The 24,797-nt window shown below is 59.5% G+C and carries 25 protein-coding genes, 1 tRNA gene, 2 pseudogenes and 1 riboswitch; of the genes and pseudogenes, 16 read left to right on the plus strand and 12 right to left on the minus strand.

Annotated elements, in window-relative coordinates:
* Positions 1–90: 90 nt before the first annotated feature.
* On the minus strand, positions 91–588 hold the full coding sequence (locus IWX87_RS09440) for a hypothetical protein (protein ID WP_196863267.1): 498 nt from the start codon (positions 586–588) through the stop codon (positions 91–93).
* Positions 589–1,032: 444 nt separating this feature from the next.
* Between IWX87_RS09440 and IWX87_RS09445 the strand changes: the two genes are divergently transcribed.
* On the plus strand, positions 1,033–1,815 hold the full coding sequence (locus tag IWX87_RS09445) for an extensin family protein (protein ID WP_196863268.1): 783 nt from the start codon (positions 1,033–1,035) through the stop codon (positions 1,813–1,815).
* Between the two features lie 123 nt (positions 1,816–1,938).
* Here the strand turns inward: IWX87_RS09445 and IWX87_RS09450 are convergent, their stop codons facing one another.
* Positions 1,939–2,289 carry an alcohol dehydrogenase catalytic domain-containing protein gene (locus tag IWX87_RS09450; RefSeq protein ID WP_370583849.1) on the minus strand — a complete coding sequence of 117 codons (351 nt, stop codon included), beginning with the start codon at positions 2,287–2,289 and terminating at the stop codon, positions 1,939–1,941.
* 479 nt (positions 2,290–2,768) lie between these two features.
* Here IWX87_RS09450 and IWX87_RS09455 point away from each other — a divergent pair, with 479 nt between their 5' ends.
* Positions 2,769–4,037 (plus strand): DEAD/DEAH box helicase, encoded by a 1,269-nt coding sequence (locus IWX87_RS09455; protein WP_196863269.1) that lies wholly within the window; start codon positions 2,769–2,771, stop codon positions 4,035–4,037.
* A 30-nt stretch (positions 4,038–4,067) separates the two neighbouring features.
* On the opposite strand, the gene IWX87_RS09460 is transcribed toward IWX87_RS09455, so the two are convergent.
* From IWX87_RS09460 to IWX87_RS09480, 6 genes and pseudogenes are all read right to left on the minus strand, one after another.
* The gene (locus IWX87_RS09460) at positions 4,068–4,397 is read right to left on the minus strand and encodes a DUF6172 family protein (RefSeq protein ID WP_196863270.1); all 330 of its coding nucleotides are present in this window, start codon (positions 4,395–4,397) and stop codon (positions 4,068–4,070) included.
* Positions 4,398–4,499: 102 nt separating this feature from the next.
* A complete protein-coding gene (locus IWX87_RS09465; protein WP_196863271.1) occupies positions 4,500–5,051 on the minus strand; it encodes a thioredoxin domain-containing protein in 552 nt (183 codons plus the stop codon).
* 148 nt (positions 5,052–5,199) lie between these two features.
* Positions 5,200–5,478 carry a hypothetical protein gene (locus tag IWX87_RS09470; protein ID WP_196863272.1) on the minus strand — a complete coding sequence of 93 codons (279 nt, stop codon included), beginning with the start codon at positions 5,476–5,478 and terminating at the stop codon, positions 5,200–5,202.
* On the minus strand, positions 5,465–5,842 hold the full coding sequence (locus IWX87_RS09475) for a hypothetical protein (RefSeq protein WP_196863273.1): 378 nt from the start codon (positions 5,840–5,842) through the stop codon (positions 5,465–5,467). The genes IWX87_RS09470 and IWX87_RS09475 overlap by 14 nt, the downstream gene beginning before the upstream one ends.
* Positions 5,843–6,101: 259 nt before the next feature.
* Positions 6,102–6,259 (minus strand): annotated as a pseudogene (locus IWX87_RS19630) (alkanesulfonate monooxygenase); the annotation flags it as partial.
* 222 nt (positions 6,260–6,481) lie between these two features.
* Positions 6,482–7,513 carry a sulfate ABC transporter substrate-binding protein gene (locus tag IWX87_RS09480; RefSeq protein ID WP_196863274.1) on the minus strand — a complete coding sequence of 344 codons (1,032 nt, stop codon included), beginning with the start codon at positions 7,511–7,513 and terminating at the stop codon, positions 6,482–6,484.
* A 149-nt stretch (positions 7,514–7,662) separates the two neighbouring features.
* Here IWX87_RS09480 and IWX87_RS09485 point away from each other — a divergent pair, with 149 nt between their 5' ends.
* Together IWX87_RS09485 and mnmC are read left to right on the plus strand one after the other, a co-directional pair.
* Entirely contained in the window at positions 7,663–7,944 is a 282-nt protein-coding gene (locus IWX87_RS09485; RefSeq protein ID WP_196863275.1) for an oxidative damage protection protein, read from the plus strand.
* Positions 7,945–7,953: 9 nt separating this feature from the next.
* Entirely contained in the window at positions 7,954–9,864 is a 1,911-nt protein-coding gene (mnmC, locus tag IWX87_RS09490; RefSeq protein ID WP_196863276.1) for an FAD-dependent 5-carboxymethylaminomethyl-2-thiouridine(34) oxidoreductase MnmC, read from the plus strand.
* Positions 9,865–9,931: 67 nt separating this feature from the next.
* Here mnmC and IWX87_RS09495 read toward each other — a convergent pair whose 3' ends face one another.
* Positions 9,932–11,134 carry an ABC transporter substrate-binding protein gene (locus IWX87_RS09495; protein WP_196863309.1) on the minus strand — a complete coding sequence of 401 codons (1,203 nt, stop codon included), beginning with the start codon at positions 11,132–11,134 and terminating at the stop codon, positions 9,932–9,934.
* Between the two features lie 270 nt (positions 11,135–11,404).
* On the opposite strand from IWX87_RS09495, the gene IWX87_RS09500 reads away from it, so the two are divergent.
* From IWX87_RS09500 to IWX87_RS09540, 9 genes are all read left to right on the plus strand, one after another.
* Positions 11,405–12,196, plus strand: a complete 792-nt coding sequence (locus IWX87_RS09500) for a sulfite exporter TauE/SafE family protein (protein ID WP_196863277.1) — start codon at positions 11,405–11,407, stop codon at positions 12,194–12,196.
* Between the two features lie 56 nt (positions 12,197–12,252).
* The gene (locus IWX87_RS09505; RefSeq protein WP_196863278.1) at positions 12,253–14,085 is read left to right on the plus strand and encodes a nitrite/sulfite reductase; all 1,833 of its coding nucleotides are present in this window, start codon (positions 12,253–12,255) and stop codon (positions 14,083–14,085) included.
* A gap of 46 nt (positions 14,086–14,131) precedes the next feature.
* Positions 14,132–14,545, plus strand: a complete 414-nt coding sequence (locus IWX87_RS09510; protein WP_196863279.1) for a DUF934 domain-containing protein — start codon at positions 14,132–14,134, stop codon at positions 14,543–14,545.
* An 11-nt stretch (positions 14,546–14,556) separates the two neighbouring features.
* Positions 14,557–15,342, plus strand: coding sequence for a phosphoadenylyl-sulfate reductase (locus IWX87_RS09515; protein ID WP_196863280.1), 786 nt, complete (start codon positions 14,557–14,559; stop codon positions 15,340–15,342).
* Positions 15,339–16,292, plus strand: a complete 954-nt coding sequence (cysD, locus tag IWX87_RS09520; protein WP_196863281.1) for a sulfate adenylyltransferase subunit CysD — start codon at positions 15,339–15,341, stop codon at positions 16,290–16,292. Before IWX87_RS09515 ends, cysD begins: the two co-directional genes overlap by 4 nt.
* On the plus strand, positions 16,292–17,605 hold the full coding sequence (locus tag IWX87_RS09525) for a sulfate adenylyltransferase subunit 1 (protein ID WP_196863282.1): 1,314 nt from the start codon (positions 16,292–16,294) through the stop codon (positions 17,603–17,605). The genes cysD and IWX87_RS09525 overlap by 1 nt, the downstream gene beginning before the upstream one ends.
* A 174-nt stretch (positions 17,606–17,779) precedes the next feature.
* Positions 17,780–18,109 carry a ferredoxin FdxA gene (gene fdxA, locus IWX87_RS09530; protein ID WP_196863283.1) on the plus strand — a complete coding sequence of 110 codons (330 nt, stop codon included), beginning with the start codon at positions 17,780–17,782 and terminating at the stop codon, positions 18,107–18,109.
* Between the two features lie 74 nt (positions 18,110–18,183).
* Positions 18,184–19,284 (plus strand): NAD(P)/FAD-dependent oxidoreductase, encoded by a 1,101-nt coding sequence (locus tag IWX87_RS09535; protein ID WP_196863284.1) that lies wholly within the window; start codon positions 18,184–18,186, stop codon positions 19,282–19,284.
* Between the two features lie 133 nt (positions 19,285–19,417).
* Positions 19,418–19,530: riboswitch (TPP riboswitch) on the plus strand.
* 57 nt (positions 19,531–19,587) lie between these two features.
* Positions 19,588–20,892 carry a cytosine permease gene (locus IWX87_RS09540; protein ID WP_196863285.1) on the plus strand — a complete coding sequence of 435 codons (1,305 nt, stop codon included), beginning with the start codon at positions 19,588–19,590 and terminating at the stop codon, positions 20,890–20,892.
* Here the strand turns inward: IWX87_RS09540 and thiD are convergent.
* Both thiD and IWX87_RS09550 read right to left on the minus strand, forming a co-directional pair.
* The gene (gene thiD, locus IWX87_RS09545; RefSeq protein ID WP_196863286.1) at positions 20,876–21,733 is read right to left on the minus strand and encodes a bifunctional hydroxymethylpyrimidine kinase/phosphomethylpyrimidine kinase; all 858 of its coding nucleotides are present in this window, start codon (positions 21,731–21,733) and stop codon (positions 20,876–20,878) included. The genes IWX87_RS09540 and thiD overlap by 17 nt on opposite strands.
* Positions 21,734–22,014: 281 nt before the next feature.
* Positions 22,015–22,090: transfer RNA gene (locus IWX87_RS09550), tRNA-Asn, on the minus strand.
* A 230-nt stretch (positions 22,091–22,320) separates the two neighbouring features.
* On the opposite strand from IWX87_RS09550, the gene serA reads away from it, so the two are divergent.
* A complete protein-coding gene (serA, locus tag IWX87_RS09555) occupies positions 22,321–23,550 on the plus strand; it encodes a phosphoglycerate dehydrogenase (protein ID WP_196863287.1) in 1,230 nt (409 codons plus the stop codon).
* Between the two features lie 95 nt (positions 23,551–23,645).
* Positions 23,646–23,825, plus strand: a pseudogene (locus IWX87_RS09560) (transposase); the annotation flags it as partial.
* A gap of 191 nt (positions 23,826–24,016) precedes the next feature.
* On the opposite strand, the gene IWX87_RS20030 reads toward IWX87_RS09560, so the two are convergent.
* Positions 24,017–24,502, minus strand: a complete 486-nt coding sequence (locus IWX87_RS20030; RefSeq protein ID WP_370583845.1) for a transposase — start codon at positions 24,500–24,502, stop codon at positions 24,017–24,019.
* Here IWX87_RS20030 and IWX87_RS09570 point away from each other — a divergent pair.
* A complete protein-coding gene (locus tag IWX87_RS09570; RefSeq protein WP_231374702.1) occupies positions 24,399–24,710 on the plus strand; it encodes a hypothetical protein in 312 nt (103 codons plus the stop codon). The genes IWX87_RS20030 and IWX87_RS09570 overlap by 104 nt on opposite strands.
* Positions 24,711–24,797: the final 87 nt, after the last annotated feature.

Here is a 24,797-nt window from a genome sequence, read left to right on the forward strand (position 1 = left end):
CGTATGACGCTGCAAGGCCCTCCAGATTCGCTGTTCATTGTGACCCGTGAAGCCAAGCCGTGGGACAAACACTGGATTCGCAAAGCAGCGCTAGATGTCGCGCTCGGCAATCGCCGCTACGGCCAGCCGCTCGCTTTCACGCAGGAAGTGCTTCGCCTTTTCAGGGCCGTGCCTTTTTTCAATTGCCTTGCCAATCGGCTCGATCAATGCCTTCAACTCCAGCAGCGTTGAGGCCCGTTCAATGCGAAGCTGGTGGATGAAACCGCGAAGCCCGAGCAAGGCTTTGGTTTGCTCGACCAGGTAGCCATACAGCGCATTGAATCGTTCAAGCTTGCGGGTTGGCGTGGCCGTCACGGGTGTCACCGGTTCGGTCGGGGTCGATTTTTTCCCCTCGACCGGTGTGGCGCTGCCCTTGAATTTACGGTCAATGAAGCCACCGTGCAACAAAATTTCCAGCCCATCGACCGGCAAATTGGCCTCCTGGATCAGCCGGTTGACTTCGTCCGACTCGCGCACGCTGTCCACCAGTATCAAGATACCGACCAGCCTCGCATCCAGGCTGTGCGTGGGGGCCAGCAGTTCATTCATGCCCTTTTCTGTCTTTTTATAAACGGCCATAAAGGTGCACTTGTACAAAGCATTCAGTCTACAAAATTTGTCCGGCCTGCCAATTTCATGGCAGTCCATATATTGGCAGTTGAGCAGGCATCAACAGCACTGCGGCGTGAACCTTTTTCGCACCCACGAGTCATCAGGACGTTGCACTTGTCATAGCAGCATCAGCCATGGAATGCAAAATCTTCCCCTGCAACTGGCCCGATTTTCCACTGATGCGTCGTTGGATTCAGCATTTCAAGATGAAAGGACAGGCAGCAAAAGTTTCTTGGTGATGCAAACAATCAGGGCAGTTATTTCAGCAGACAGGCCGCTAATCCGGCAAGACATTCCTGAGTTATTTAGCTGAATCCCGGTTTTCGCTTGCGTTGCCAAAGGCCAGCAGGCGTGTCTTGATAAATGCGTTGCCACAAAACCATGCCTACACCCTCTTCTCCACCACCTCCCTCGGCTGGCCGGTCACGCAACTCGCACACCACGGCCATCGTTTTATGGAGCCTTGTTGTCGCAGCAGGCTATGGGCTTTACAGCGGACGCCTGGTAATTCCCGAGCGCTTTAACCCTTTGGCACCGCTTGATGTCATGGCGCCGCCAAACCTGTTGACCCCCTACAAACTCTCGCGTGCCCGCAGCAGCCCTGAGCAATGCCTGGCATCGCTAGAGCAGACCGGCATGCAGTACGACGTGCTGCCCGACCGCATGACGGCGCCAGGCTGTGGTTTTGAAAATGCAGTCCGCCTGAAAAGCGCAGGTGTTCGCATCGGCTCACCGCTGTCACTCAGTTGCCCGATGGCGCTGTCGTTTTTCATGTGGGAAAAGCATGCACTTCAGGCCGCCGCGCAACAGCATTTCGGCCAGCGTGTCGCCGCCATTGACCACCTGGGCAGTTACGCCTGCCGCAACATCAACCGGGGCGAAGGCAATTCACCGGACGCGCCAGGCGACGCACGAAGCCGGCATGCCACGGCCAACGCACTGGACATTGCCGGCTTCACGCTCGAAAAAGGCCAGAAGATCACGGTATTGAAAGACTGGTCGAACACTGATGATCCTTTGGTGGCGGGACCGCACGAGCAATTTCTGAACGATGCACATGCCGGGGCGTGCCAGTTTTTCAACGGCGTGCTGGGCCCTGACTACAACGCGGTGCACCGCAACCATTTCCACCTGGAAACCGGCGGCTACAGCATGTGCCGATAGCGCAAGCCAGCCTCTTTTGCTATTCAATTAATAGCTAATAAGGCATAATCAGCTTGCGCAATAGATCAATTCAACACAAATATTGACTTGTTGACCTGTCCGAATCTAGACTGGCTGCCCCCTTCACGCCCTTACAAGCGCCGCGCCGCAACATGCCGCTAGGCCCGAAAGCGACGGGGCAAAGTGCTTCACAAATTTCGGGGTTGACGTGGTGGCCGTTGCTGTAAAGCTAGCGCTGACAAAAATGGCCGTCGCCGCAAAGTGCATTGAACGGCAACGGCACCTGGTTGCCGACCTTGAGTTTTCCCTCGACGCACCTACTTCCTCAATCACGCGGGTGAACTCATGGCCAAAGGTGGTGCCCACACGGGTTTTGGGCACGAGGCCGTGGAACAGATGCAGGTCTGAGCCGCAGATGCAGGCGCGGTTGACGCGGATGATGGCGTCGCCCGGGTGTTCAATGCAAGCACGAATTTTTGCTCAGCGCGCACCCGGTGTAAGCCGCGGCAATTCATTGCCAGCATGTTTTTCGCTAGTTTAAAAAGGTCGGTGGAGACAACTACGAAAACGAAAGCGGGTAACACCCGTCGTAGGCGGGTCAACGCAGCCAGGGTAAGAAGCGCCTGACAGAGCGTGGCCCGGAAGATGACAATTCCAGGACGCATCACTCGCTGCGGCGTTCTCGCTGCACGCAGGCAAGCCGCAGCGCATTTCCCGCTGAATTCAAGTAAAAACACGCTGTAGCGCACGTTCTTATTGCGAAAGCAGCTATGGATTCAATAGCATCCGGAGGCAACGTCCGATGCCTGCCTGACGGGCGCACACGAATGTTGAACAGGCGCTGAAAGGTCGGGGCTTAAACTTGCGGGTTCTGGCGACAACCGGTCGCAGCACTTAACCGGCTTTTAGCGTCTTCCCTTTTGTCTTCTGCCTTCCTTCCGAGCCCCTTTTCCATGCCTTTTTCATCCCTCGGCTTTTCGCCGGCCTTGCTGCCCGTGCTGTCGCGCGCGATTGCCGACATGGGCTACCTGGCGCCCACGGCAGTCCAGGCAGCGGCAATTCCCGCCATTTTGCAAGGCCGCGACATTGTGGCCTCAGCCCAGACCGGTTCAGGCAAAACGGCGGCTTTCGCCCTGCCCTTGCTGCACCGGCTGGCCGAATCGCCCGTTGGTGCCCGGCGGCGAATTCGCGGCCTGGTGCTGGTGCCTACGCGCGAACTCGCGGCCCAGGTGGGCGAAGCCCTTGTCAGCATGGCCAAATACCTGCCGCAGCGGCTGAAGGTTGCTGTGGTGTTTGGCGGCGTGTCGATCAATCCACAAATGATGAACCTTCGGGGCGGGGCCGACATCATCGTCGCCACGCCAGGCCGGTTGATCGACCTGATCGACCACAAAGCGCTGACGCTGGACGCCGTTGGGACCCTGGTGCTTGATGAAGCCGACCGGCTGCTGGACCTGGGATTTGGCGAAGAGCTGGGTCGCATTCTGCAGCTGTTGCCGGTGCAGCGCCAGAACCTGTTTTTCTCGGCAACCTTTCCGCCGGCCATCGAAGCACTGGCCGCCCGCATGCTGCGCGAGCCCTTGCGCATTGAGGTGCAGGCTGCGCCACAAGCCGAGCCCGACATTGCGCAGCGCGCCATTGAGGTTGATCCGAGCAGGCGCACGCAGTTGCTGCGCCATTTGGTGCAGACTGAAAAATGGAGCCGAGTGCTGGTGTTTGTCGCGACCAAGCATGCCGCCGAGATCGTGGCCGACAAGCTGCGCAAGGCTGACATCGAGGCAGAACCCTTTCACGGCGAACTGAGCCAGGGCAAGCGAACGCAGGTGCTGCTCGACTTCAAGGAAAAGCGGGTGCAGGTGGTGGTGGCTACCGACGTGGCTGCGCGGGGCCTGGACATTGTGCAACTGCCGGTGGTGGTCAACTTCGACCTGCCGCGCTCGTCAAGCGACTACACACACCGCATCGGCCGCACCGGACGGGCCGGTGAAAGCGGCATGGCGATCAGCTTTGTCAGCGCCGGCACGGACGCGCATTTCCGGCTGATTGAGAAGCGCCAGCGCCTGAACGTGCCGCGTGAACAGGTCGCCGGTTTCGAGCCTCTTGAAATCGTTCAGCCCAATGCGGCAGATCCGCTGTCGGTAGGCGGTATCAAGGGCAAGCGCCCGAGCAAGAAGGACAAGCTGCGTGAAGCGGCCGGCCACATCAAGCCGGCGCAAGACTAATAATCTTTTGGTCGGGACTGTCTGCAGCGTTTATTCGAAGTCTGCGTCGTCGCCCGAATCGGCTTGAGCGCCCTGCGGCCGGGCGCTGCGGTGGCCATGCCTGGTGACCACCTCGACATAAAACTGCTCGGCACCTTCCAACACAGCCGTGTCGATCGATGTCATCAGCGCGGCAAAGTGAACCACGGCCGCCGTGGCTTCGTTGCTGCCGAACTTGCACTCAAAATCCCAAAAATCCACGCCTGCGGGCAAAGCCCGGCTGCGTTCGCGCTTGACGTATTTGCGGATGTCGTGCTTGCTGGCTTCAACCAGACGGTCGCGGTTCTTGCCTTCGATGTTAAGGAGGAATGTTTTTCTCACGGAATGGTCCTAATGGGGGTTTGATGCGATTCACCCCTTGCGGACGTGACTCAGAAGCGGACCATTATCGGTCCAGCGTTGGCAGCCTCTTGGCAGCCGGGTTCAACTGCGTTGCAGCAATGCCTTGTCAACCGCATCGTGCAGGTGCTGCAGTCCAAACGACACATCGATGAACGTGCCATTGACATAAAACGCAGGCGTCGAGCGCACAACCAGGTGCTGGCCGCCCAGCATATGCTCCTGCACCCGCTGGAGATAGACATGGTCGGACATTTCGTTGGTATAACGCGCCATGTCCAGACCAACCTGACCGGCATAGTCCAGCAAATGCTTTTCCTTCAGATGCTGCGCATGGGTGAACAGAAGGTCATACATGGGCCAGAAGCGGCCTTGCGCACCGGCTGCTTCGGCCGCTTCGGCCGCGAGTTCAGCACGCGGATGCACTTCACGCAGCGGAAAATGGCGAAACACAAAGCACAGCTTGTCGCCAAAATGAGCCCGCAGAATATTCACTGCGCCGTAGGCCTGGCAGCAAGCCGGGCATTCGAAGTCACCGTACTCAACCAGCGTGACCGGAGCGGATACCGACCCGCTGATGTGGTCAGTTGCCTCGTCAGGTTGCAGCACGGACACTTTTCTGGAATGGGGGTTCATGACGGGTTTCCCTTTACATGTCGCTTGCCCTTGACTGACAAAAAATCCAGCAGGCCCGGGTTCGTACTATGCACTGCCGGACATTGAAAAATCAAGTCTTGGCCAAGTCAGCGAATTCCGATGGCGAAATCGGCGAACCGGCGAGGCTTCAGGTCACGGACGCTGCGGCGGCTGCAGCAGCCGACGCAGCGGCAGCCGCCTCAAGCGCTTCGTCCAGCCCCTTGCAGGAAGGCGAGCATACAGCTTGGGACTTGCCCAGCACCTTGCGCGTGCCCATCAGAGAGCGAGCCCGATGCTTTCCGCACATGAAGCACGACATGGTAGCCGCGCCAAACGACGTGGTAGCCGCAAAGGGCGAACCCGAAACTTTGGATTTATAGCGCAGGCCGTCTGCGAGTACTGCGGTTTTTGCGTCAGCTCTTGCCATGGGTAGGGTCTTCCTTATGTGATGGATTGGAACGGTCCATGGCCCGACGCATCGCGCGGTCCAGAACCTCTTTGGCTTGCCGCTCTGCAGCGAGTGAAGCGTCCAGCGCCGAGCGGCAAAGCCCGGCATGCTGGTAATAAACGTTCTCGTACAGTTCGGCTGCAGCAGGATGGCTGTCGAGCAAGGCGCCGAGCGCCGTTCCCGGCTCGACTTCGCCCAACTCGCTCACCAGATGCTGAACGACCGAGCGGTACTGTTCGGCACCAACCGGAACAGCGCTGCGCTCCAGTCGCTCAAGCAGTTCAGCGAGCACATGGGTCACGGTCAGATCGGTTTTGCGGGCGTTTGGTTTAGTGGCGTTCATGTTATAGATTTGGGGGTTCCATCCCCAAATTCAAGCACTTTGCCAGTCGGCGTCACCAGGGTTGGATCAGCGGCCGGGCCACTTAAAGCCCAGCCCGACAAACGTTATCGCTATATTATTTATAGCTTTTCACGCTTGCCTGTCGTGGGTTGGAGACGTATTTTACCGTTAAAACCAAAGCAAGTCACTATCCCGGGTGGCAACGAGGTCTTTTCAGCCCCGTTTTCAGCCCGGCGGCCAGTCCGGACGCACGGCTTCAGCGGCACGTTAGCGCAATCAACACTCTGGAGGCGTGGACCCACGGCTCTTCGCGTAAGCGACCAGTGGGATCAGCACGCCGTCGTAGCCTTGCGTGTCGGCGGCCACGGCGACCTGTTTGAGGTAGTCAAAGCTGACTTCACTGGCACCTTTTCTGATACCAAGGTAGCGGCTGTCGCCGTGGGCGAGGACGAATCAGAAAATTGCCTATTGAATGCTGCTTCATGCGTTGTTGGTGATTGCCCGAAGCGCTACTTGCTTCATACAGAGAAAGCATCATTCCCGCGACCCGAACGGGCTGGGGAATCAGGCAGGGCTTGAAAAAGGTGTCGGCCACGCGCTGCCGGTCGGCCATGGAGGTTAGGCCAGCGGGCATGAAGCTCACTTTTGCGTGTAGATCTGGTCGAACGAGCCACCATCGGCAAAATGGTCCTTGTCGGCCTTGGTCCAGCCGCCAAAACCCTGGTCAATCGTGAACAGTGTGAGCGTGGGGAACTGGCTGGCGTACTTGGCCTTGGCTTTTTCGCCGGTCGGTCGATAGTAGTTGCGCCCGGCAATGTCCTGGCCCTCGTCGGAATACAGGTAGTCCAGATACGCGGCGGCCACGGCGCGTGTGCCTTTCTTGTCCACGTACTTGTCGACCAGCGCCACCGTGGGCTCGGCCAGGATGCTGATCGACGGCACCACCACCTGGAACTTGTCGGCGCCAAACTCTTTCAGCGCCAGGAAGGCTTCGTTTTCCCAGGCCAGCAGCACGTCGCCAACGCTGCGCTGCACGAAGGTGATGGTCGAGCCGCGCGCGCCGGTGTCGAGTACCGGCACGTTCTTGTAGAGCTGGCCGACGAACTCCCTGGCCTTGGCATCGCTGCCGGCGTTCTTGCGCTTGGCAAATTCCCAGGCGGCCAGGTAGTTCCAGCGCGCGCCGCCCGACGTCTTGGGGTTGGGCGTGATGACGGACACGCCGGGTCTGGCCAGGTCGTCCCAGTCCTTGATGGCCTTGGGGTTGCCCTTGCGTACCAGGAAAACGATGGTCGAGGTGTAGGGCGCCGAGTTGTGCGGCAGGCGCTTTTGCCAGTCCTTCGGAACCAGGCCGCCGTTCTTCACCAGCGCATCAACATCGCCGGCCAGCCCCAGCGTGACCACGTCGGCGTCGATGCCGTCGATCACCGAGCGCGCCTGCTTGCCCGAGCCGCCATGCGACTGCTTGATGCTCACGTCCTGTCCGGTCTTGGCCTTCCAGTATTTGGTGAAGGCGGCGTTGTAGTCCACATAGAGTTCGCGGGTCGGGTCGTAGGACACGTTAAGCAGCCTGACCGGCGCCGTCTGGGCTTGGCTGGACAGCACTGCCCCGGCCAAAGCCATGGCCAATGCGGTGCGGCCTGAAAGATTGATAAAGTACCTGCGTGAGTTCATGGTTTGCTTCCCTTGTTTTGAAAAATCGCATTCAAATGCGGACAAAATGGATTCTGGATGTCGGCAATGAAAAACATAACGAATAAAAACTTAGTTCTTTATTCGAAAAAAATCTTTAGACTTTTAAACACCCCGAAAGAACTCTCTACATGGCACGTCTCGTTAACTGCATCAAGCTCGGCAAGGAAGCCGAAGGGCTGGACTTTCCACCGTATCCCGGCCCGCTGGGCAAGCGCATTTATGAAGAAGTCAGCAAGCCGGCCTGGGCGGACTGGATGAAGCAGCAAACCATGCTGGTCAATGAAAACCGACTCAACCTGGCCGATGCGCGCGCGCGCCAATACCTGGCGCGGCAGATGGAAAAGCATTTCTTCGGCGATGGCGCCGATGCGGTGCAGGGTTACGTTCCGCCGACGCCGCCCGGCGCCTGAGCGCGGCCAATGGCGGAGCGCATTGAATGGCTGGAAGACGGCGCGGCAGGCGTCAGCCCCTACAGCCCGCGCTTTGGCGACCACTACTGCAGCGAGAGCGGCGGGCTGGAACAGGCGCGCGAGGTTTTCCTCAAGGGCTGCGGCCTGCCAGGCGCCTGGCAAGCCCAGCCGCAATGGTGCGTCCTGGAAACCGGCTTTGGCCTTGGGCTCAATTTTCTCGTCACCTGGGCCGCGTGGAAGGCTGACCCGCAACGCCCGCGCCTGCTGCACTTTGTCTCAATAGAGTCTTTTCCAGCCAGCGCTGGCGACGTGCTGCGCAGCGCCTTGACGCATCCCGAACTGATTCCGTTCGCGCAAGCTTTGAAAGAGCAACTTTGGGGCCTGCTGCCCGGCGTGCACCGGCTGGTCTTCGAGAGTGGGCAGGTGCTGCTCACCCTGTGCATCGGCGACGCCAAGGCAATGCTGCGCGAATCCGCATTCGAAGCCGATTCGGTGTACCTCGACGGCTTCAGCCCGCAGCGCAACCCTGACATCTGGGATATGCATACCTTCAAGGCCGTGGCGCGCTGTTGCCGCCGCGGCACGCGCATGGCCACCTGGACGATTGCGCGCAGTGTGCGCGATGCCCTGACGCAGGCTGGCTTCATCGTTCGCAAAGTTCCCGGTACTCCCCCGAAACGCGACACCCTACAGGGGGAATACAACCCGGTTTGGGAACCCAAAAAGACCCGGCCCGCGCTGGCGCGCACGCAAGCGGCACGCTGCATCGTCATCGGCGCGGGACTGGCCGGCGCGGCCGTCGCGGCCAGCCTGGCGCGACGCGGCTGGCAGGTCACGGTGCTGGACGCCGCCGACGCGCCTGCGACCGGGGCATCGGGTTTGCTGGCCGGCGTGCTGGCGCCGCATGTTTCGCCCGACGACAGCCTGCTGTCACGCCTGTCGCGCGACGGCATCAGAGCCATGCTGCAACAAGCAAAAAGCCTGCTCGAAAATGGCCGCGACTGGCGCCCAAGCGGCGTGCTGGAGCGCTGCGTGGAACATTCGCGCCAGTTGCCCGCCGCGTGGCAACACGGACAGGCGCTGGCCGATGCCGCGCGCGACTGGACGCAGCCGGCCACGCCGGCACAGCTCGCCGCAGCCGGCCTGCCCCCCGAAACCCCGGCCTTGTGGCATGCGCAGGGCGGCTGGATCAAGCCGGCGCGGCTGGTCGCGGCCTGGCTGGCCACGCCGGGCGTCACCTGGCGCGGCAACGCGGCCGTCAGCCAGCTGGTGCGGCATGCCGGCGCATGGCAGGCGCTTGACGATGCAGGACATCTGCTCGCACAGGCCGGGCTCTTGGTGCTGGCAGCCGGCCCCGGCACGCGTGCGCTGGCCGAAAGCGCCGGACTGGAACATTCACTGGCGCTGCAACCGATTCGCGGGCAGGCCAGCTGGGCGTTACATGCGCCAGAAGACACCGCTGGCCAGGCCAGTCGGGCCAGGGCGATGCCGCCATTTCCGGTCAATGGTCATGGCAGCCTGGTGCCCGTCGTGCCGCTGGCGGGCGGGCTGGCCTGGGTCGCCGGCTCAAGCTTCGAACGCGACAGCACCAGCACCCGGCTGCGGCCTGCCGACGATCACCAAAATTTCAGCAAGCTGCAAACCCTGCTGCCCGCCGCCGCTCAGGCGCTGGCGCCGCAGTTTGACAGCGGCCAGGTGCAAGGCTGGGCCGGCATTCGCTGCGCCACGCCCAGCCGCCTGCCCTCGCTGGGAGCGCTCGAAGGTGTGCCGGACGCGTGGGTCTGCAGCGGCATGGGCTCGCGCGGGTTGACCTTCGCGGCCCTGTGCGGCGAGTTGCTGGCCGCCCGGCTGCATGGCGAGCCGCTGCCGCTGGAGCAGCGCCAGGCCGATGCCCTGCTGCCGCAGTACGTGACCCGCTAATCTTTATAAAAAGTGCTGTTTGCGCACAACCGGTGAACACAAGCAGCTATTGATTCAATAGCAGGCATCATTTCATCGCATCAGCCGGCCGGCGCGCCTTCACATACGCGTCGCTCGGCAAGTACGCCTTGCCGTCGGCATAGCGCCAATTTGTCATCGTGCCTTTGCCGCCACGCAGGTCAAGCTTGCCGACGTAGGCGCCCATGGTCGATTGGTGGTCGATGGCGCGAAACTCGGCCGGGCCGAACGGGGTGCTGAATTTCAGGCCGCGCAGCGCGACGACCAGCTTTTCGTTATCGGTCGAATTGGCCTTCTTGATGCCGGCAAAAATGGCCTGCATGGTCGAATAGCCGACGACCGAGCCAACCTTCGGGTATTCATTGAAGCGGCGGTAGTAGTTGGCGGCAAAACTCGCGTGCTCGCGCGAGTCGATCTGGTCCCAGGGATAGCCGGTGACAATCCAGCCCCTGGGCGTTTCGTCTTTCAGCACGTCGAGGTATTCGGGCTCCCCCGACAGCAGAGACACCACCGGCACCTTGGGGAAAATACCGCGCTGGTTGCCTTCGCGCACCAGCTTGGCCAGGTCGGCGCCAAAAGTCACATTGAAAATCGCGTCAGGCTTGCTTTGCATGGTGGCTTGCAGGGCGGTGCCGGCGTCCAGCTTGCCCAGCGCCGGCCACTGTTCGCCGACAAACTCCACATCGGGCCGCTTGGCCTTGAGCAATTCCTTGAAGCTGGCGACGGCGCTCTGGCCATATTCGTAGTTGGGCGCAATCGTCGCCCAGCGCCTGGCGGGCATCTTGGCCGCTTCCTCGACCAGCATGGCGGCCTGCATATAGGTGCTGGGGCGCAGGCGGAAGGTGTAGCGGTTGCCCTTGTCCCAGACGATGGCGTCGGTCAACGGCTCGCTGGCGATGTACACGCGCTTGTTTTTCTGCGCGTGGTCGCTCAGTGCCAGGCCAACGTTGGACAAATAGCCGCCGGCCAGGACATCGACCTTTTCGCGCGCGGTGAGTTCGATGGCATGGCGCAGTGCTTCCTCGGGCTTGCCGGCGTCGTCGCGGGCAATCACCTCGACCTTGCGGCCCAGCAGGCCACCGGCGGCGTTTATTTCCTCGACCGCCAGTTGCCAGCCCTGGCGGTAAGGCAGGGTGAACTGCGGAATGGTCGAGTAGCTGTTGATTTCGCCAATCTTGATAGTCTGGTCAGACGCTGAATGTGCACAAAGGGCTGTGGCCAACAACACACCGCCCAGCAAGGCAGGTTTCATGAATGTCAAGATTTTCTCCAGAAGTAAAGCGATCGGGTGGTCGTATGGAGGCCATGCAGCAGAGCGGCCGCCATGCAAGCCCGTGACTGTACAGCGGACAAGTCAACCTGCTCGCACCTGCAACATTAGGCGATGCGATGCGACTTGGGTATCGAACAGCAGAAAACCATACTCAGGCCGCATGCAGACGGGTGAATAAGCTTATTCGCATAAACGAACAACAAAACTGTTGTTTGGTTTTATAAGCGCCGCCATTACATTTTTGTCCTTATGCATGATTTCGCTTTTATCTTCGCCGGATTTTTCGTTGGGACCGTGGTGGGCCTGACGGGTGTGGGCGGCGGTTCGCTGATGACGCCGCTTCTGATCTTCGTGTTCGGCGTCAAGCCGCACCTGGCGATTGGCACCGACTTGCTGTTTGCCGCCTTCACCAAGATGGGCGGCACGGTAAGCCTGGCGCGCGCCCGGGTCGTGGACTGGCGCATCGTCGGGCAGACGGCGCTGGGCAGCATTCCGGCCTCGTTGGTGACCCTGTATTTTCTCCAGCGCCTGGGCCCTGCCAATCCGGCGACGCAGACGCTGATGACCACGACTTTGGGCTTGGCGCTGCTGCTGACCGCCGCCTCCACCTTTTACAAGGTCGTTCGCGGCAAGTCGTCGCCCATTCGCGTTACGCCTGAACAACTGGCGCAGGCCACGCGTGCGCGCCACTGGAGTTTCCCTGTGCTGTTTGGCGCGGTGATTGGCGTGTTGGTGACGCTGACGTCAGTGGGCGCCGGCGCCATTGGCGTGATCGTGCTGATGCTGCTTTACCCTGCCCTGCCGTTGCCGCGCATTGTCGCCGCTGACATCGCGCATGCCGTGCCGTTGACGCTGGTGGCGGGCCTGGGCCATGCGGCCATTGGCTCGGTCGACTGGCTGCTGCTGGCCAAACTGCTGGCCGGCTCGCTGCCGGGCATTTTGCTGGGCACGTATTTGATGCGCAAGACGCCTGACCGGGTGATTCGCTCACTCTTGTCGGTGCTGCTGGCCTATGCCGGCGCCAAGCTGATTTCGTTGTAATTCAAGCCATAACGACAAACCCTCTTTTTTAAATAATTTTTAGACTGCTGATCTCCATGTACCAATACACCGAATTTGACCGCCAGTTTGTAAAAGCACGTGCCGACCAGTTCCGCGATCAGCTGACCCGCTGGCAGGCGGGCTCACTGGCCGAAGACGAATTCAAGCCGCTGCGCCTGCAAAACGGCTGGTATGTGCAACGCTACGCACCCATGCTGCGCGTGGCCGTGCCTTATGGCGAACTGTCCAGCCGGCAAATGCGCGTGCTGGCCAAAATCGCCCGCGAATACGACCAGCCCGACGCCGCCCTGCTGGCCGATGCTCAAGCCATGCAGGACAAGCTGGGCGCCGTGCCTTTGAGCAACGGCCTGTCGGTGCACACCAAGCTGACCAAGGGCTATGCCCACTTCACCACCCGCACCAACGTGCAGTACAACTGGATACCGCTGAGCGACGCAGCCGACGTGATGGACCTGCTGGCCAGCGTGGACATGCACGGCATCCAGACCAGCGGCAACTGCATCCGCAACATCACCAGCGACGCGCTGGCCGGCATTGCACCCGACGAGATCGCCGATCCGCGACCGTTTGCAGAAATCATGCGCCAGTGGAGCACGCTGCACCCGGAGTTCGCCTTCTTGCCGCGCAAGTTCAAGATCGCATTGAACGGCGCCCTTGAAGACCGCGCCGCCATCGGCTGGTACGACGTCGGCCTGCAACTGCTGCGCAACGAGGCCGGCGATCTCGGCTTCAAGGTGCTGGTCGGCGGCGGCATGGGCCGCACGCCAGTGATTGGCAGCGTGATTCGCGAATTCCTGCCGTGGAACCAGGTCATGAATTACATCGAGGCGGTGATCCGCGTCTACAACCGCTACGGCCGTCGAGACAATGCATGGAAAGCGCGTATCAAGATCCTGGTGAAGGCTGAAGGCCAGCGCTATATCGACCAGGTCGAGGCCGAGTTCAAGCAAATCGTCGAGCAAGACGGCGCGCCGCACCTCATCACCCAGGCCGAGTTTGACCGCGTGTCCGCCTGCTTCGTCCCGCCTGTTGTTGTCCAGCGCGAGCGCACAGTGGACGAACAGGCCCAGCACGAAGCATTGCGTACGCAAGCACAGGGCAATACCGAATACGCCCGCTGGCTGCAACGCAATGTCAGGGCGCACCAAAACCCCGCGCTGCGCGCCGTTTCGCTGTCCTTCAAACGGCTCGGCCAAGCCCCCGGCGACGCCACAGGCGAACAGATGGACATCGCTGCCGATCTGGCCGACCGCTTCAGCGCCAGCGAATTGCGCGTCACGCACGAGCAAAACCTGTTGCTGCCGTGGGTGCATGCCGACGACCTGCCCGAGTTGTGGCAAGCAGCTAAAGCGGCCGGTCTGGCCCGCCCCAACATCGGCCTGCTGACCGACATGATCACCTGCCCTGGCGGCGATTTTTGTTCGCTGGCCAATGCGCGCTCGATTCCGATCGCCGAAGCCATCACCGAGCGCTACCAGGACCTGGACGAACTGCATGACCTGGGCGAGATCGACCTGCACATCAGCGGCTGCATCAACTCCTGCGGCCACCACCACAGCGGCCATATCGGCATCCTGGGCGTGGACAAGGATGGCAAGGAGTGGTACCAGGTGTCGCTGGGCGGCGCAGATGGCTCGCTGCTGTCCGGCCCGGCCATGCCAGGCAAGACCGTCGGCCCGTCGTTTTCAGCCGCCGAGGTGCCCGATGTGGTGGAAGCGCTGATTGACACCTATGTAGCGCAGCGCAACGGCCGTGAAACCTTCATCGACACGCTGCGCCGCGTGGGTCCTGACGCTTTCAAGCTGGCCGCCAATGCAACGCGCGTCAGCACCAAACGCAGTGAAAGCGCCGAAAGCGCTACCGCCTGAACCCCTTGTTGATATTCATACCGAACCTTGAAACCGGAGAAACACCATGAAATTGATAGCATCCAACGACGACTCGATAAGCGCCAGCGGCCAAAATACTATTGAAATGGCGAATGACGCTGATCCAAGTGAAGTTTCCCTGGAGGGGGTAGAGCGCGTGCAGTTGCACTTTCCCAAATTCAGCGACGGCCGCGCGTTCAGCCAGGCGTTTTTGCTGCGCCGCCGACTCGGCTTTCAAGGCCAGATTTTTGCCACCGGCGACGTGCTGGTCGACCAGCTGGCGCAAATGAAGCGCAGCGGCTTTGACGTGGCCGTGCTGCGCGCCGACCAGCCCCTGGACGTGGCGCAGCGCGTGCTGGCCGCCTACCCCGGCTACGGTGTGGGCAAGTACCAGGGCGACGCGGTCGACACCCGCCCCCATTTCGTCAACACCTCGCCAGTGACTGCACTGGCCGCTTAAGGAGACCGTACATGAGTGCCATTTCGCTCTACGCACGACCTTCGCCCGACCTGGCACAAAAAATCGCGCACAGCCTGGCGCTGCTCGAATCAAGCGCCATCAAATATTCGCCGCTGACCCAGGCCTCCAGCCTCGGCGCCGAAGACATGGTGGTGACGCACCTGATGTACGAGGCCGACCTGTGCGCCGGCATGTTCGTGCTAGACACCGAAATGCTGCACGTAGAAACCATGGCCCTCATTGACCGCATCGAGGCACGCTACCAGCGCCGCGTCAGTGTGTACCGTCCCGACCCAGAGGCGGCGGCAGCCTTTGTGCAGGCCAACGGCGACGAAGCCATGTACCGGAGCCTGGCACTGCGCAAGGAGTGCTGCGACATCCGCAAGATGGAGCCGCTGGCGCGCGCACTGGACGGCAAGAAGGGCTGGATCACCGGCCTGCGCCGCGAGCAGTCCAGCGCCCGGGCCGAAGTGCCCTACGTCGAGCACCAGGCGGGCCGCGCGAAGATCAACCCGCTGGCCGACTGGACGCTGGGCGATGTCTGGCATTACATCTCGGTCAATGCCATTCCCTACAACCCGCTGCACGACCAGTTCTACCCCAGCATCGGCTGTGCGCCCTGCACCCGCGCCGTGACGCTGGGTGAAGATATCCGCTCTGGCCGCTGGTGGTGGGAAAACGAAAGCGCCAAGGAATGCGGCCTGCACGTCGCTGCCGACGGCACCCACGAAGCACAGGAACCCGCCGCGTTCGAACCGCTTTCCAGCATCATCCCTATCCGAGAAATACCCGCATGAACGCCCGACTGGAAATCAACCCCATCAGCCATGAACCCGACTTGCTGGCCAAGCTCAGCAATTCACACCTCGACGCGCTGGAGGAAGAAACCATCTTCATCCTGCGCGAAGTCGCCGCCGCCTTCGAGCGCCCGACGCTGCTGTTTTCGGGAGGCAAGGATTCGCTGGTGATGCTGAAATGTGCCGAAAAAGCGTTTGGCATCGGCCGCCTTCCGTTTCCGCTCCTGATGATCGACACCGGCCACAACTTTCCGGAAGTGATTGATTTCCGCGACATGCGCGCGAAGGAACTGGGCGCCAAGCTGATTGTGCGCCATCTCGATGATTCGATGAAGCGCGGCACCGTGCGCCTGGCGCATGCCGACGAGCCGCGCAATGCGCACCAGTCGGTCACGCTGCTGGAGGCGATTGACGAATTCCGCTTTGATGCGCTGATCGGCGGCGCCCGTCGTGATGAAGAAAAAGCCCGTGCCAAGGAGCGCATCTTTTCGCATCGCGACAGCTTCGGCCAGTGGCAGCCCAAGGCACAGCGGCCCGAGTTGTGGACGCTGTTCAACACCCGGCTGCAGCCCGGCGAGCATTTCCGCGTGTTCCCGATCTCCAACTGGACCGAACTGGACGTGTGGCAGTACATCGAGCGCGAACACATCGCACTGCCCTCTCTCTACTACGCGCACCAGCGCCAGATCGTCGAGCGCAAGGGCCTGCTGGTGCCCGTCACCGAGCTGACCCCGGCCCGCGCAGGCGAAGAGGTGGTTGAAAAGACCGTGCGTTTCCGCACCCTGGGCGACATCACCTGCACCTGCCCGGTGGACAGCCTGGCCGCCACCGCTGCTGAAATCGTGATCGAGACGCTGGCCGCCGATGTCAGCGAACGCGGCGCCACGCGCATGGACGACAAAACATCCGACGCTTCGATGGAAAAGCGCAAGAAAGACGGGTACTTCTGATGACTACTATTGATTTGATAGCTGACGGCGAACAGCCAGTAAGCGCAACAGGCCGAAATGATCTGAAATCGGCGCTGAAGTTCATTACCTGCGGCTCTGTCGATGACGGCAAAAGCACCTTGATTGGCCGACTGCTGGTGGACAGCAAGGCGGTGCTGCAAGACCATCTGGCGGGCGTACAGCGCGCCGGCGAAACCGACCTGGCGCTGCTCACCGACGGCCTGTCGGCCGAACGTGAGCAAGGCATCACGATCGACGTCGCCTACCGCTACTTCGCCACTGAAAGCCGGAAGTTCATCATAGGCGATGCGCCCGGCCACGAACAGTACACCCGTAACATGGTCACCGCCGCTTCCAGCGCCGACGCGGCCGTGGTGCTGGTCGATGCCACCAAGCTCGACTGGAAAAATCCGGCCATGGAACTGCTGCAGCAAACCCGCCGCCATTCGCTGCTGGTCAACCTGCTGCGCGTGCCGTCCATCGTGTTCGCGGTGAACAAGCTTGATGCGGTGGAAGACGCCACTTTGGCCTTCAACAATATCAGCACCGCGCTGGCCGCTTTTGCCGAGGCTGCAAAAATCCCGGTCCGCGCGACAGTTCCGGTGTCGGCGCTCAAGGGCTTAAACGTAGTCGATGGCAAACCCGGCTGGTGCGGCTATGAAGGCCTCTCGCTGCTGGCATTGCTGGAGCAGCTGCCCTCTACACCCGCAGATACCACTGAAGCTCTGGCGTTTCCGGTGCAATGGGTTGAAAAGTTTTCTGCCTCGGCCGACACCTCGCAGGGTCGGCGCATTTTCTGGGGCCGCGTGGCCACTGGCAGCCTGCAAGCTGGCCAGAGCGTGACCATCCTGCCAAGCGGGCAAACCGCCATCGTCGCGCAGGTGCTGGGCCACACCCGCCAGCCCCAATCAGTCATGGCCGGACACAGCGCCGGCATTGTGCTCGACCGCGAGGTGGATGTGTCGCGCGGCGACTGGCTGCTGGCGCCCGATACTTTCACGCCCTCGCGCGAGGTGTCGGTCACCATGGCCTGGATGGACGACGAGCCGTTGGTAGCCGGCCGAGTGTATTGGGCATTACAGGGTCACCGCTGGGTCAAGGCCAAGGTCAAACGCATCGTGCACAAGCTCGACGTCAACACACTGGCCGAAGAAGACGCCAGAGAACTCCCGCCCAACGCCATTGGCCATGTCGAACTGACTTTTCAAGAGCCGCTCGTCACGCTGCCTTATTTGCGCTCGCGCGTTTTGGGCTCTCTGGTGCTGGTCGATACCGCCTCGCACAAGACATCCGGCGCTGCGCTGGTTCTGTAAACTCACGCTTTTTTTCATCCTTCCCAGACCCGTTTTTTACATCGTCCGAAATACTTCAAATCTTGACGCATCACTTGGGGAATCCGTTGGTTTCCACAGGTATGCGTTGGGTCAAGTGAATGCGTCGGGCATTGCCTTAAAATTCAGGGTTTCCACCGACAAGCCCATAACACCATGACCCACGTCGTTTCCGACCCCTGCATCCGCTGCAAATACACCGATTGCGTGGACGTTTGCCCCGTGGACTGTTTCCGCGAAGGCCCGAACATGCTGGTGATTGATCCGGACGAATGCATCGACTGCGCAGTGTGCATTCCGGAATGCCCGGTCAACGCCATCTATGCCGAGGAAGACCTGCCGTCCGACCAATTGCATTTCATCAAGATCAATGCCGACCTGACCAGTGCGCCCGGCTGGAAAAGCATCACCAAGCGCAAGGAAGCCTTGCCAGACGCCGACGATTGGAAAGACAAGACCGGCAAACTGCCCGAACTGGTGCGCTGACCGTTTTCACTGACATGGGTACTGCCGACGCCGGGCTCGCTCCAGAGCTTTCACACAATTCAAGCCAAGAAATTATGGAACCACAACTGAACCAAGAAGTGATCAACACCGCAGCCCAGCACGACGGCCCCATCGAAACCGATGCCGTCATCGTGGGTGCAGGCCCCGTTGGGTTGTTCCAGGTGTTTGAACTCGGCCTGCTGGAAATCAAGGCCCATGTCATCGACTCCCTTGCCTACCCCGGCGGCCAGCCGATCGAGTTGTACCCTGACAAGCCGATCTACGACATTCCGGCCATTCCGGTCTGCACCGGCAAGGAACTGACCGACAACCTGATGAAACAGATCGAGCCCTTCGGACCGACCTTTCACCTGGGCCAGGAAGTCAGTGCGGTGGAAAAGCAGGAAGACGGCCGTTTTTTCGTTGAAACTTCCAAAGGCACGAAATTTCTGACCAAGACCATCTTCATCGCCGCTGGCGTGGGCGCTTTTCAGCCCAAGCTGCTGCGGGTTGAGGGCCTGGAAAAATTCGACAACAGCCAGTTGTTCTACCGTGTCAAGAACCCGGCCGACTTTGCAGGAAAAAACCTGGTGATCATCGGCGGCGGAGATTCCGCGCTCGACTGGGCATTGAACTTTGTTGCGGAAGGCCCGAACAAGGCCGAGAGCGTTATCCTGATTCACCGCCGCGACGGCTTCAAGGCAGCGCCAGCGAACGTTGCCAAGATGAAGGAGCTGTGCGATGCCTACGAGATGCAATTCATCGTTGGCCAGGTCACCGGGTACGACGAAAAAGACGGCAAGCTGACTGCGGCCAAGGTAACAGGATCCGATGGCATCACGCGTGTGGTGCCGCTGGATGTCTTGCTGGTGTTTTTTGGCCTGAGCCCCAAGCTGGGCCCAATTGCCCTGTGGGGCCTGGACATCGAGCGCAAGCAACTCAAGGTGGACACCGAGAAATTTTCAACCAACATTCCAGGAATTTTTGCAGTGGGTGACATCAACACCTACCCTGGCAAGAAAAAGCTGATCCTGAGCGGGTTCCATGAGTGCGCACTGGCTGCATTCGGCGCCGCGCCCATCATTTTTCCGGACAAGAAAATTCATTTGCAGTACACCACCACCAGCCCTAAATTGCACAAGGTGCTGGGTGTGGAGTCGCCGGTTTTCGACTGACAGGCGTTGCACCATTTATGTTAAAGCCCGTCTTGTGCGGGCTTTTTTCATGGCTGACCGGCATGTCCTCGACCATGCTGCACAAGCATTTGGACGGAAAATTCTTCTACAATTCTCGCTGTGTTTGAAAAAGCACTTTCGCTGGGGGTGTTACCGGGTCTTGCCAAGGGTGAGCACGGAGACTGAGAAAGTCCCTTTGAACCTGACTGAGGTAATCCTCGCGCAGGGAAGCATGCTTCAGGCATCCGCCGTTCTGCCGGTGCGTCTGGCAAGCAGCTCTGCCATTGATGAACGGTATTGCCGATGGCCTTCACTTCTTTTCCATCACCGGGCGGCAACACTGCGCTGACGCCTTTGCCTGCGGGCGAACGACTGTTCGGCTGGCGCGACCATGCGGCACTCTGGCTGAGCCTGGGTGTGGGCCTGCTGGTCATGCAGATCGGCGCCTACCTCGTGCCCGCACTGGGAACCCAGGCCGCGCTGATGGTGATCGTTTTTGGTTCGGTGCTGGGCGCAGGCCTGCTGGCCTGGACGGCCAAGATCGGCTGCGACAGTGGCTTGTCCAGCGCCGGCCTGATGCATGCCACTTATGGCAGCAGCTTTGCGCGCCTGCCAGTATTGCTCAACATTGTGCAGCTCATCGGCTGGACCACGTTTGAGTTGGTCGTAATGCGTGACGGTACCGTGGCCATTGCACGGCAATCAGGCGGTTTCAGCGCGAGCTTGTGGCCGGTGCTGGCAACAATCCTTTGGGGTGCTGTGCTGCTGGCGCTGCTGTCGGGATCAATGGTCAAGCTGGTACGCAAGTTCATTGGCCGTTACGGCTTGCCGCTGATTTTTGCGTCGCTGGTGTGGTTGAGCTGGCAATTCCTGTCCAAGGCCAGTGCGCAGGGCTTGTCCGAAATATGGAATCGGACCGGCAATGGCAGCATGAGCAGCCTGTCCGCACTGGACCTGGTGATCGCCATGCCGGTGTCCTGGTTGCCACTGGTTGCTGACTTTGCGCGCCATGGCCGCAATGGCAACAGTGCGCTGCGTGGCACTTGGCTGGGTTATGCCGTGGCCAATATGTGGTGTTATTCACTGGGCTTGCTGGTGGCGTTGACAACGCCCAGCACTGATCTGGTGGCGGCCTTGCTGCTCGCGCAGGGTGGATTGATTGCACTCGGGTTGATTTTGATCGACGAGGTGGACAATGCCTATGGGGACGTTTATTCGGGCTCGGTTGCTGGCCACAGCCTGCAGCCACGCTGGAGCGTTCGACGCTGGGGCATGTCCCTTGCGATAGTTTGTACGGCGCTCGCGCTGGTGCTGCCGATCCACAGCCTGGAGCCGTTTTTATTGATGCTCAGTTCGGTATTTGTTCCACTCTACGGTGTGATCTTGGCGCGACTGGCAGGCCAGCCAAACGTGGTGCAGCTGATGACACAACGCAAAGTCGACACCAGCGCCGTGGTCATCTGGTTGCTGGGAGTGGCCTGCTACCACCTGTTTGCACAATTTTCTCCTCAATGGGGATCGGCCTTGCCCACACTGGTACTGACTTTTGTGCTGGCGTGGTTGACACGCAGTTTGTTGAACAGGCCAGAGGTCAGCGTAGCGGCTTAAGGCGCATGATCAGCGGTGCATGGCTGTGGTTCAGCGGCCCGCTACCGGCGCCAGTACGCACTGTCGCGCTGGCTTCAAGCGCGGCGCGCACGTAGCATCGTGCCGCCTCTACGGCGTCCAGCAAGCCTGCGCCCAGCGCCAAGTGGGCAGCAACGGCGGAAGACAGGGTGCAGCCGGTGCCGTGGGTATTGGCGGTGTGGATGCGCGGCGCACGCATCCAGTGCGCCGCACTGTTTTTCACTAAAAACAGATCACACACCTGATTACCAGCCAAATGGCCGCCCTTGAGCAAGACAGCCTGTGCGCCCATCGCCATCAACTCGTGTGCGGCAGCTTCCATATCGCCCTCGTGATGCAAAGGACGCCCCACCAGCAGGGACGCCTCGTCCAGGTTGGGCGTGACCAGCATCGCACGCGGAAATAATTCGCGCACCAACAGGTCAATGGCCGGATTGTCAATCAGCACGGCGCCGCTCGTGGCGATCATCACGGGATCAAGCACCACGTTTTGCAAGCCATGGCGGTCAATCGCATCGGCCACGGTCTGCACAATCTCGGGCGTATGGAGCATGCCGATCTTCACCGCATGGGCGCCGATATCCTCCATCACCGCATCAATCTGGTCACGAAGCATCTCTGGCGGCACCCCATGAATAGCCCGTACCCCTTGCGTATTTTGGGCTGTCAATGCGGTGATGGCGGTCATGCCAAAACAACCCAAAGCCGCAAAGGTTTTAAGGTCGGCCTGGATACCGGCACCGCCGCCACTGTCCGACCCAGCAATTGCGAGAACGCGTAAAAATTCGAAATTTCGGGGAGATTGGATTTTTTTTTCAGTCATAGCTTTTTTTAATGCACTTTCAATTCATCGTCAAACACAAACACAATGAATTGGACTGACATACCTGACGCTTACTGATACGGACAAGACCTGAAATTTGCCTAACATCGCAACATAAAGCCCAACCGGCTGAGTTTTTTGTCTTCTGGTGTTTGACCACATAGTGCCTACACGTTACAAAAAGCTGTTTTGTTGCCTAGATGAGAAATTGGATGCGAAAATTAAAAAGCCCCGGCTACCATCTAAGTAACGTCGGGGCTTTTGCCTTTAAGGCTAATAATTGGCTCCTCAACCTGGGCTCGAACCAGGGACCTACGGATTAACAGTCCGGCGCTCTACCAACTGAGCTATTGAGGAATCTAGCCTCAAATTATAGCGTTAAATTTCGGGGCTTTTTACGATGTCTTCGTTTCGGTGAAGGTTTTAGGTGGACCCGTCCGATTCAGGCAAGGAATGGTAAAAAACAATGCCGCAACAATTTTTTAGGCATTCCGACAATCACCGGGGTCAAGCGTGCCCTAGCCTGACTTCAATCTCACGACGATAGATACTGTCACTCGTAATCATTACCCAAGCAAAACTATTTCATGATCAAAACCTCAACGGACAAAAACAAAATTAAATTTCTATTGCTGGAAGGCATACATCCTTCAGCCGTTGATGTACTAAAAACTGCAGGCTATACCCAGATCGAAAGCTTGGTAGGTGCTTTACCGGACGAGGAACTCAAGCGCAAGATTGCAGATGTCCATTTTGTCGGGATCCGATCGCGCACACAGTTGACTGCGGAAGTGTTTGCCCATGCGTCGAAACTTGCCGCAGTCGGTTGCTTTTGTATTGGCACCAACCAAGTCGATCTAATGGCAGCGCGCGAACGCGGTATTGCCGTATTCAATGCGCCCTTCTCAAACACCCGTTCAGTTGCCGAACTGGTGCTGGCCGAAGCTATTTTGCTGCTGCGTGGCGTACCTGAAAAAAGTGCCGTCGCCCATCGGGGCGGGTGGCTCAAGTCTGCAGAAAATGCTTATGAAATTCGCGGCAAGACATTGGGTATCGTTGGTTACGGCTCAATTGGCACACAACTCTCGGTATTAGCCGAGGGACTTGGCATGCGTGTGGTGTTTTTCGATGTGGTTACCAAACTACCCCTTGGCAATGCGCAGCAAGTGGGCAGCTTGAAGGATCTGCTGGCGCAGTCGGATGTCGTTACGCTGCATGTTCCCGAAACACAGGCAACACAATGGATGATTGGTGCCGTCCAGATTGCCCAAATGAAGCCTGGTAGCGTGCTGATCAATGCTTCGCGCGGAACTGTGGTCTCCATTGAACCACTAGCTGAAGCCTTACGGCAGAAAAAACTATTGGGCGCTGCGATTGATGTTTTTCCACTTGAGCCGCGTAGCAACAAGGACATGTTTGAATCCCCTTTGCGCGGACTTGACAATGTCATCCTGACGCCGCATGTTGGTGGTTCGACGATGGAAGCACAAGCCAACATTGGCATTGAGGTCGCTGAAAAACTGGTGAAATACAGTGACAACGGCACTTCAACCTCTTCCGTTAATTTTCCGGAAGTAGCTTTGCCGGCACATCCAGGAAAACACCGTTTACTTCACATTCACCGTAATGTGCCTGGCGTGCTTTCGGAAATCAATCAGGTTTTTTCCGATAACCAAATAAATATCGCAGCGCAGTACTTGCAGACCAATGAGGCTGTTGGCTATGTGGTGATCGATATCGATGCAGGGAATTCTGATAGGGCACTTGCCAAGCTGGCCAATGTCCGAGGAACTATTCGCAGCCGCATTCTTTTCTAGAAAATTCTTACTGGAATTGAAGTGGAGTCAGAATTTAGTACGGATTATTGGCGCCGACCGAAATTTGACCATCTGGGGGTGCGGCGGAAGCCGGAATGCAGATCAAGGAGATCGGGCGCAATCACTACTTCAGTGATGCGTCGTTTTACAAGTGGCGCTCCAAGTACGGCGGCATGAATGCCTATGAGGCCAAACGGCTACGCGAACTGGAGATGGAGAACGGCAAGCTCAAGCGACTTCTGGCCGAGGCCCATCTGGACATCCACGCCCTAAAGAGTTTCTTTTGCACAAAGCCCTAGGAGTCTGGGCGCCAGACCGATTTAAACAGGCACAAAGTGGTTGAGAGTCCGCTCATGCGGTCTGGCCCATGGTGAACGTGTCCGTCACCCTCATCGGCGCGGCCTGCAAAGACCATGTCAATCAGGCGCAAGTGCGTGATTTTGACAATATTGATGCACTTTGCGCCTCAACTCGCCCGCATCGCCCCCATTCTGCGCAGATTGAGCGCCAGGCAAACGAGCTTGAACTCGGCTTTTACATTTTCCAGACCCCGCATGCTGAACTGGCGAAACCCCAGAACGTTCTTGATCCAGCCGTTGGGCGGCTCGGCAATCCACTTGCGCTTGCGGTAGTCATGCTTGGCTGCGTATTCCACGCGATGGCGGACACGATTCCATGCTGATGGCGGACAGTGGTCCACCGTCATCGCGGACACCGTTCCACGGTGAAGGCAGACAGCGTTCCATTTTGAAGGCGGACACCCCAGCAGTGCCCTGAGTGACCCAAACGAGGCGTAGGCTGTCCGGTTTTTTGACCGGAAACCAGCTATGCCCACACCAAGGGTCACCATGAGCAAGATTCGACACACATTGCAGCTGCTGCACAGCGGCAACCTCAGCACGCGCCAAATCGACGCAGCACTGGGCATCTCCAAATCCACCGTCAGCGACATCGCCAGCTACACCCGCGCCGCCGGGCTCGACTGGAGCGAAGCCCAGCATTTAAGCGACGAAGAACTCCAGGCCCGGTTGTATCGGCCGCCGGTGGCACGCCAGTCCCGCCAGTTCGAGCCCGATTACGCCGAACTGCACAGCGAACTCAAGCGCGCCGGCGTTACCCTGCAACTGCTGTGGGAGGAGTACCAGCGCCAGCACCGGTGAATGTCAAGCTACTTGTCGCCTGTGAGGCTGAAGTTAGGCGGCTTTTTTGTACTCCTTGTCGTCCTCCTTTTGGTCGGTTTCCACTTG

The organism is Polaromonas sp. CG_9.7 (assembly GCF_015752205.1).
In the GTDB taxonomy this organism is placed as follows: Bacteria; Pseudomonadota; Gammaproteobacteria; order Burkholderiales; family Burkholderiaceae_C; genus Polaromonas.

Bases quoted from the DNA above. Each gene is read 5' to 3' on its own strand.
- IWX87_RS09475 (WP_196863273.1), bottom strand. From the start codon at position 5,842: ATGAACGCCACTAAACCAAACGCCCGCAAAACCGATCTGACCGTGACC.
- IWX87_RS09480 (WP_196863274.1), bottom strand. From the start codon at position 7,513: ATGAACTCACGCAGGTACTTTATCAATCTTTCAGGCCGCACCGCATTG.
- IWX87_RS09440 (WP_196863267.1), bottom strand. From the start codon at position 588: ATGAATGAACTGCTGGCCCCCACGCACAGCCTGGATGCGAGGCTGGTC.
- IWX87_RS09570 (WP_231374702.1), top strand. From the start codon at position 24,399: ATGAGCAAGATTCGACACACATTGCAGCTGCTGCACAGCGGCAACCTC.
- IWX87_RS09500 (WP_196863277.1), top strand. From the start codon at position 11,405: ATGCATGATTTCGCTTTTATCTTCGCCGGATTTTTCGTTGGGACCGTG.
- IWX87_RS09515 (WP_196863280.1), top strand. From the start codon at position 14,557: ATGAGTGCCATTTCGCTCTACGCACGACCTTCGCCCGACCTGGCACAA.
- IWX87_RS09495 (WP_196863309.1), bottom strand. From the start codon at position 11,134: ATGAAACCTGCCTTGCTGGGCGGTGTGTTGTTGGCCACAGCCCTTTGT.
- IWX87_RS09540 (WP_196863285.1), top strand. From the start codon at position 19,588: ATGGCCTTCACTTCTTTTCCATCACCGGGCGGCAACACTGCGCTGACG.
- IWX87_RS09465 (WP_196863271.1), bottom strand. From the start codon at position 5,051: ATGAACCCCCATTCCAGAAAAGTGTCCGTGCTGCAACCTGACGAGGCA.
- IWX87_RS09510 (WP_196863279.1), top strand. From the start codon at position 14,132: ATGAAATTGATAGCATCCAACGACGACTCGATAAGCGCCAGCGGCCAA.
- fdxA (WP_196863283.1), top strand. From the start codon at position 17,780: ATGACCCACGTCGTTTCCGACCCCTGCATCCGCTGCAAATACACCGAT.
- thiD (WP_196863286.1), bottom strand. From the start codon at position 21,733: ATGACTGAAAAAAAAATCCAATCTCCCCGAAATTTCGAATTTTTACGC.
- IWX87_RS09505 (WP_196863278.1), top strand. From the start codon at position 12,253: ATGTACCAATACACCGAATTTGACCGCCAGTTTGTAAAAGCACGTGCC.
- mnmC (WP_196863276.1), top strand. From the start codon at position 7,954: ATGGCGGAGCGCATTGAATGGCTGGAAGACGGCGCGGCAGGCGTCAGC.
- cysD (WP_196863281.1), top strand. From the start codon at position 15,339: ATGAACGCCCGACTGGAAATCAACCCCATCAGCCATGAACCCGACTTG.
- IWX87_RS09535 (WP_196863284.1), top strand. From the start codon at position 18,184: ATGGAACCACAACTGAACCAAGAAGTGATCAACACCGCAGCCCAGCAC.
- IWX87_RS09445 (WP_196863268.1), top strand. From the start codon at position 1,033: ATGCCTACACCCTCTTCTCCACCACCTCCCTCGGCTGGCCGGTCACGC.
- IWX87_RS09470 (WP_196863272.1), bottom strand. From the start codon at position 5,478: ATGGCAAGAGCTGACGCAAAAACCGCAGTACTCGCAGACGGCCTGCGC.
- IWX87_RS09485 (WP_196863275.1), top strand. From the start codon at position 7,663: ATGGCACGTCTCGTTAACTGCATCAAGCTCGGCAAGGAAGCCGAAGGG.
- serA (WP_196863287.1), top strand. From the start codon at position 22,321: ATGATCAAAACCTCAACGGACAAAAACAAAATTAAATTTCTATTGCTG.
- IWX87_RS09455 (WP_196863269.1), top strand. From the start codon at position 2,769: ATGCCTTTTTCATCCCTCGGCTTTTCGCCGGCCTTGCTGCCCGTGCTG.
- IWX87_RS20030 (WP_370583845.1), bottom strand. From the start codon at position 24,502: ATGTCGCTGACGGTGGATTTGGAGATGCCCAGTGCTGCGTCGATTTGG.
- IWX87_RS09525 (WP_196863282.1), top strand. From the start codon at position 16,292: ATGACTACTATTGATTTGATAGCTGACGGCGAACAGCCAGTAAGCGCA.